Here is a 6,670-nt window from a genome sequence, read left to right on the forward strand (position 1 = left end):
GCGCCCGGTTGCGGCGCGCGCCGAGCACGTGCGGGGCGACGGCGACGGCGGCCAGCGCGCCGAGCGCCCCGGCCAGTCCGGCGAACACCCCGAAGTGATGGGTCCACTTGGTGGGGGTGAGCATCATCGCCAGGAAGGAGATGACGGTGACGCCGACGATGCGCCGGCTCGGGCCGGCCGCCGTGCCTGGAATGTGGCTGCGGCGCAACATCATTGCGACCGTGACGGCCAGCGCGAGGATCAGCGCCAGCACCGCGAACCGGCGGGCGATCGCGCCGTCCGGAGTGGTCAGGAACAGGCGGGCGTAACGAATGTGCTCGTCGAACCAGGTCAGGCTCGGCCCCACCGCCCGCTTGAGCGCGCTGGCCTGCGCGACCGCGGCGAAGGTCTGGTCCCGGAACATCAGGATCACCGTCACCGTGGTGGCGGCGGCGATCGGCGCGATCAACGGCAGCAGCCCGAACTGCCGGGAGCGGCGGCGCAGGATGGTGAGCAGCGGCCCGATGGCCACCAGCAGCGCGCCGATCGCGGCTACGCCCGTCGGGCCCGAGAACAGTGTCAGCGCGCCGATGACGCAGGCGACCGCGACCGGCAGCAGTCGGCTGGTGGCGACCCCGCGCTCGACCGAGCACCAGGTGGCCAGGATGCCCAACGCGATGATCGGCTCCGGCCGCAGGCCGTTGTTCAGCGGCAGCCAGAACGTCAGGAACATCCCCGCGGCGGTCCAGGCCGCGGCCCGGCTGTGCCTGACGGCGACACCCAGTCGGGGGATCACCTCCCGGCTGATCAGCCACCAGCACGCCAGCGCCATCACCAGCGTCGGCAGCCGCATCCAGATGCTCGCCGTCGACACCTGCGCCCACATCGCCAGCAGGTCGTAGTACCAGCCGAACGGAGACTCCGGGGCGCCGAACCAGCGGTAGTAGTTGGCCGTGTAGCCGGCGTTCTCCGACACCCGCGCCATGGTCAGGATGTAGCCGTCGTCGGAGGTGTTGGCGCCGACGAAGTGCCACCACAGCAGGACGGCGGTCACCACGGCGTCCAGCGGGCGCGGTGACCACCATCGGCCGGGCAGGAACCGGCGCGCCCGGATGCCGTCGGCGGCGTCGAGGATGTGCAGGGCGATCAGCGCGGCGACCGTGAGTGCCAGGCCGAGCAGCATCGCGACTGTCTTCAGCGGCGTCGGCCCGGTGCTGTAGCGGGTGTCGATGGTCGCCGACAGGCGGAGCCCCGGGGGGGCGGGCCCGGACAGGTCGGTGAAGACGCCGACGACCTGCGGCCGGAGGTCCAGCCCGTCCCGCTCACCCCGTAGCGGGGCACCGTCCCGTGCCGTCAGGCCGACGAATTCGCCGGCGACCTGACCGGCCCGCGCGACGACGATGAGCTCCCGGCAGCCCGGGCCGAGCACCCGGCTCATCGGCGCCACCAGCACCGGGGTGTTGCGCGTCGCGACCACCAGATCGTCGCCCGCCCGCTGGATCACCAGGCCGCGGTCGGCGGCGTTGGGGGCCTGCTTGGGCACCGTCGAGAGCAGCACCGGTTCGGCGGCGGTGAGCCCGGCCGCCGTCCGGCACGGCACGCTGATCTCCAGATCCGTTGGCACATAACCGATCAGCGGAGCGGTGACGCCGGCCAGGGTGCCGTCCTGCGGCCAGTTCAGTTGCGCGGTGGTCTGCTTGACCGGCAGGAACGGCGTCAGAACCGCGAACAGCACCCCCAGCAGGCCGGCGACGGTGGCGACCAGTCGGGCGGTTCGGTAGTTGCCCCGGGCCCGTGTCACGGGGGTTGATGGTAGTGGGCGAGGCCAGGTCCATGGCGCAAGGCCAGCACTCATGCGCAAACGCATGATACGGTGCGAATATGCCCAAGACCGTGCAGATTCGCGACATTGACGACGAGGTCTATGCGGCGCTGGTGCGTCGGGCGGCAGAGGAAGGCGTGACCGTGCCGGAGCTTCTGCGCCGCGAGGCGGCCCGCTTGGCGGCCCGTCCGTCCATGGCCGAGTGGTTGTCGCGGATCGGCCGAAGGCCGTCGACGGTGTCCACCGCGGAGGTGCTGGCCACTCTCGACGAGTGGCGCGGCGAGTGGCCAGATGCTCGTCGTTGACGCATCGTGCCTTTTCGAGGTGGTGGCCGACACCCCGCGATCCCGGGAGATCGCCGCGCGACTGGCCGCCGATACCGATCATGCGGCACCCCAGGTGATCGACGTCGAGGTGTTCGGCGTGATCCGCGCGCACTACCTCCGAGGGCAGCTCGACGGGACCGCTGCCGGACAGGCGGTTGCCGATCTGCGCGACTGGCCCGGGGAACGAATCGGTCATCGCTGGCTGATCGGCCGCGCCTGGGAACTCCGCGATTCAGTGCGTGGTTGGGATGCTTTCTATGTCGCGCTGGCGGAAGCCTTCGACGCGACGCTGTTGACCTCGGACGGCAGGCTCGCCCGTGCCCCCGGCATCCGGTGCCGCGTCCAAGTCCTCTGAGGGGCCGGAAGGGATTCGATTCACCCCGATTCGTTCCGCACCGCGAGCACGAACGGCCCGATGGTCTTCACCGTGAAGTGCGGTTCGGCGAAAAGTCCCGCGTCCAGGTCGACGGTGTAGCGCCGCACATTGGGCTGATTGGGGTAGACGTCCTCGGCCAGGCGCAGGGTATAGGTGTTCGCCGAACCGGCGGCGCCGCCGCGGCGCATGAGGAACACCGTCGGCGCCGGCCAGGGCAGCGTGTCGAGGGCCTCGGCGAACTCGCCGGCGTCGTCCAGTTCGCCCCAGGACTCGATGGCCGCGGCCCGCTTGTCGAACTCCGCCAACGGGTTTGCGTAGTGCGACGTCAGCCCCTGGAACCCGAAGTAGGGGTAGTAGGACAGGAAGCTGTAGTCCGCGGTCATCACCACGGTCTCGTCGCGCGGCCTGCCGGTGGCCTGCCGGATGGCCTCGTCGACCTTCGGGTAGTACTTCTCCGCCCCGGGTGGCCGGCGGTCGCCGCGCTGTCCGTCGCCGTCGGTGTCGGTGTAGGCCACCGTGATGTCGGGCCGCAGTACGTGCGGGATGTCCTGGCTGAAGCCGATCGCCCCGATCAGCCCGACGGCGATGGCGACGGGGATGACGCGAGGACTCCAGCTGCCCGCAACCTCGATGAAGCCGAATACCCCAGCCGCGGACAGCAGCACCACCAACGTCGGCTGAAGCCGGAAGGACAGCAGCGTGGTGCCGGCCAGCGTGGTGAGCATCGACAGCAGCGACCATGCATACAGCGCCACAACACCGATACCCAACGCTGCGGCCCTGGTCGATCCCTTCCCCCGCCAGGCGATCCACACCGTGCCGAGCATGCACAGCGCACCCAGCAGCGAGAACTGCAGCATCGGGAAGGTCAGCACCGCCCCGTCGCCGGGTAGGTAGTGCTGGGCGACGCCGGTGTCGGACAGCGGGCCCCGCGCCGCGCGAACGAGGAAAGGCAGCCAGGTGACCGCGGCCACCGCGGCGGCGATCACCGCCACCACCGCCAGTCGCAGCAGGGGGTCGACGCTGCGGCGCAGCACTGCGGCAACCAGCGCCATGAGGGTCACGGTGAACGCGGTGTAGGCCAGCAGCAAGGTGTAGAAGGTGGCGGCCAACCCGAGGAACAGTCCCACCCCGATGACGGCCGCCCAGCCGGAATGGCCGGACCCGCCACCCCGCAGCCCGGACCAGGCCAACACCAGCACCGGCGGGATCAGGACGGTGATGACGGCGGCATACGGCTCAGGCGATGCGTAGGCCAGTGTGACGGCGGCGGTCGCGGCGGTGACCGCCAACGCGTACTCGAACCGAATCATGGCCGCCCACAACACGAATGCCACCGCGACCGCGATCGCCATCGAGGTGATCGCCCAGGGCTTGTACATCTCCCAGGCCGGGGTTCCGGTGAGAACGGCGGCCCGCCCGCCGATCCAGAACCACCCCGGCGGATAGAACGGCGGCAGTCCGGCGTAGGTCATGTCCCGCAGTGCCGGGCTGTCGGTCAGCCGGGTCAGGTACTCGGTGCGGAACTGCTGGTCCACCGAGATCCCGAACAGGTACAGCTTGGTCGCGCCCAGGGGCATGCCCAGGGTCACCACCACCAACGCCGACAGCAGCACCGGTGCGGCGAGTTGGGCCACCCACCGGGCGCCCGGGCGCAACCGCCACACCGCCCCGGCCGCAACGAGGCCCAGCAGGCAGCAGACCTGGCCCACCGTCGTCAGCGCGTGCAACTGGTTCGAGGAGGGGAACGCCGGCCACTCCACCGTCGAGATCGCCGCCAGCCCGACGACGGACACCACGACGGCGGCAATCGCCGCAAGCAGCATCTGAGCGGCGACCGCGACGCCGTTGCGCACCGATCTCACAGTTGGGCTAGATGGGGAGCTTGCGGAAGACGGGCCGCGGGACGTGCCGCAGCACCATCATGACGTAGCGGAAAGTGCCCGGCGCCCAGACCAATTCCTTGCCCTTGGCCGACGCGGTGACCGCCAGGTCCGCGACGTACTCCTTGTCGACGGTCAGCGGGGCTTCCTTGACGTGCGCACTCATCCGGGTCCGGACCTGACCGGGCCGGATGACCAGGACGTTGACGCCGTACGGCTTCAACGCCTCGCCGAGGCCGAGGTAGAAACCGTCCAGGCCGGCCTTGGTGGACCCGTAGACGAAGTTGGACCGGCGCACCCGCTCGCCGGCCGCCGAACTCATCGCGATGATCCGGCCGAAGCCCTGGGCCCGCATCTTCTCCCCGAGCAGCACCCCGACCGAAACCGCCGCGGTGTAGTTGATCTCGGCGATCTGCACGGCCTTGCGCTGGTCCTGCCACAGCTCTTCGGCGTCGCCGAGCAGACCGAACGCGACGATCGCCACGTCTATGTCTATCGGGGCGCCGTCTGACGAGAAGCACTCGTCGATCACCGCCGGGTGGCCGGCGGTGTTCACCGCGTCGAAGTCCACCAGGGTCACCGATTTCGCCCCGGCGCGGGTCATCTGTTCGACGGCGTCCGCGCGGCCCGGGTCGTCGGGCAGTGCGGCCAGGATGATGCGGGCGGGTGCGTCGCGGAGGTATCGCGCGCAGATGGCCAGCCCGATCTCGGAGGTGCCGCCGAGCAGCAGGATGGTCTGGGGATTGCCGACCGCGTCAAGCACCATTTACAGCAACTCCAAACGTCGGGCCATGTCCGAGGCGAACACCGCGTGCGGATCAACCCTGCGGCGCAGCGCGATCCACTCGTCGATGCGCGGGTACATGGCGTGGAAGGTCTCCGCACTGGTGCGCGAATCCTTGGCGGTGTAGAGCCGCCCGCCGAACCGCAGCACCCGGCGGTCCAGGTCGGTGACGAACTCGCTAAGGCCGGCCTTGATCGGGAAGTCGACGCAGACGTTCCAGCCCGGGATCGGAAAGCTCAGCGGCGCTTGGTTTCCCGGGCCGAACAGCTTGAAGACGTTGAGGAACGTGTAGTGGCCGGAGGCCTGGATGTCGACGATGATCGCCTTGAACTCCTCGACCGCCTCCATCGGGACGACGAACTGGTACTGCAGGAATCCGGCCGGCCCGTAGGCGCGGTTCCACTCGCCGAACATGTCCAGCGGGTGGTAGAACTGCGTGAGATTCTGGACCTTGCCGCGGTAAGTGCCCGACTTGCGGTACCACAGTTCGCCGATCGGGCCGAAGGTGTACTTGTTGGCCAGCCCGTTGGGGAAGAGGTCGGGGAAGGTGAGCAGTTGCGGCGCATCGAATTTCAGCGGGTTGCGCTGCAGCTTCTCGGGCAGCTGGTCCAGCCGGGCCAGTGAGCCGCGGGAGATGGCCGCACGGCCCAGCTTCGGCGGCGGGCTGATGGCGTCGAACCAGGCGCTGGAGTAGGTGTAGTCGGCCTCGCTGCCGTCGCTGTGGAAGGCGATGGTCTCGTCCAGGCTGCGGGTGACGTCGCCGTCGGCGATGAAGTACGCCGTCTCGGTCGGGGTCATCTCGATGGTGGCCCGCATGATGATCCCGGTCAGGCCGTTGCCGCCCACGGTCGCCCAGAACAGGTCGGCGTCGGGGCCGTCGGGGGTGACGGTGCGCACCTGTCCGTCGGCGGTGAGCAGGTCGATGGAGCGGACGTGGTTGCCGAAGCTGCCCGCGCTGTGGTGGTTCTTGCCGTGGATGTCGCAGCCGATCGCCCCGCCGATGGTGACCTGCCGGGTGCCGGGCAGCACCGGGACCCACAGCCCGCAGGGCAGCGCGGCCTTCATCAGCTGGTCCAGGCTCACCCCGCCGTCGACGTCGACCATCCGGGTGGCGGCGTCGACGGAGTGGATGCGGTTCAGCGCGGTCATGTCGATGACCAGCCCGCCGCCGTTCTGGGCGTTGTCGCCGTAGGAACGGCCCAGTCCGCGGGCCAGGACCCCGCGGTGGCGTCCCTCGGAGGCGCGGTCGGCGGCGCGGACGACGGCCCGGACGATCTCCTCGGGATCCGGGGTCGTCAGAACCTCGGCGACGCTGGGCGCGGTGCGCCCCCAGCCGGTCAGCCGCTGCTGGCTTGTCGTTGCGGACATCGTGACGAGGGTACCGTCACACCGGGCGCCGGCCCCACCAAATCCCGGGTCGCTACGCTCCTGCCCTCCTCTGGACTATCCCGGGTCGCTACGCTCCTGCCCTCCTCTGGACTATCCCGGGTCGCTACGCTC

Annotated in this window: 6 protein-coding genes; 2 read left to right on the forward strand and 4 right to left on the reverse strand. The window is 69.9% G+C overall.

Annotated elements, in window-relative coordinates; all coding sequences use genetic code 11:
* The coding region (locus ADBZ5U_RS12390) for an arabinosyltransferase domain-containing protein (RefSeq protein WP_526810614.1) at positions 1-1,834 on the reverse strand (1,834 nt) is incomplete at its 3' end.
* A gap of 26 nt (positions 1,835-1,860) precedes the next feature.
* Here ADBZ5U_RS12390 and ADBZ5U_RS12395 point away from each other — a divergent pair.
* Complete coding sequence (locus ADBZ5U_RS12395; RefSeq protein WP_526810616.1) at positions 1,861-2,106, forward strand: hypothetical protein; 246 nt, start codon at positions 1,861-1,863, stop codon at positions 2,104-2,106.
* 19 nt (positions 2,107-2,125) lie between these two features.
* The gene (locus tag ADBZ5U_RS12400) at positions 2,126-2,482 is read left to right on the forward strand and encodes a type II toxin-antitoxin system VapC family toxin (RefSeq protein ID WP_526810618.1); all 357 of its coding nucleotides are present in this window, start codon (positions 2,126-2,128) and stop codon (positions 2,480-2,482) included.
* Positions 2,483-2,502: 20 nt separating this feature from the next.
* Here ADBZ5U_RS12400 and ADBZ5U_RS12405 read toward each other — a convergent pair whose 3' ends face one another.
* Genes ADBZ5U_RS12405 through dprE1 form a run of 3 tightly spaced genes read right to left on the reverse strand, consistent with a single transcriptional unit; the run spans position 2,503 to position 6,538 of the window.
* Positions 2,503-4,329: an arabinofuranosyltransferase gene (locus ADBZ5U_RS12405; RefSeq protein WP_526810630.1), complete on the reverse strand. Its 1,827-nt coding sequence runs from the start codon at positions 4,327-4,329 to the stop codon at positions 2,503-2,505.
* Between the two features lie 46 nt (positions 4,330-4,375).
* Positions 4,376-5,152 (reverse strand): decaprenylphospho-beta-D-erythro-pentofuranosid-2-ulose 2-reductase, encoded by a 777-nt coding sequence (gene dprE2 / locus ADBZ5U_RS12410; RefSeq protein WP_526810620.1) that lies wholly within the window; start codon positions 5,150-5,152, stop codon positions 4,376-4,378.
* Complete coding sequence (gene dprE1 / locus ADBZ5U_RS12415) at positions 5,153-6,538, reverse strand: decaprenylphosphoryl-beta-D-ribose oxidase (protein WP_526810622.1); 1,386 nt, start codon at positions 6,536-6,538, stop codon at positions 5,153-5,155.
* Between the last annotated feature and the right edge of the window lie 132 nt (positions 6,539-6,670).

It is taken from the genome of Mycobacterium sp. (genome assembly GCF_040398885.1).
Taxonomy (GTDB): domain Bacteria; phylum Actinomycetota; class Actinomycetes; order Mycobacteriales; family Mycobacteriaceae; genus Mycobacterium.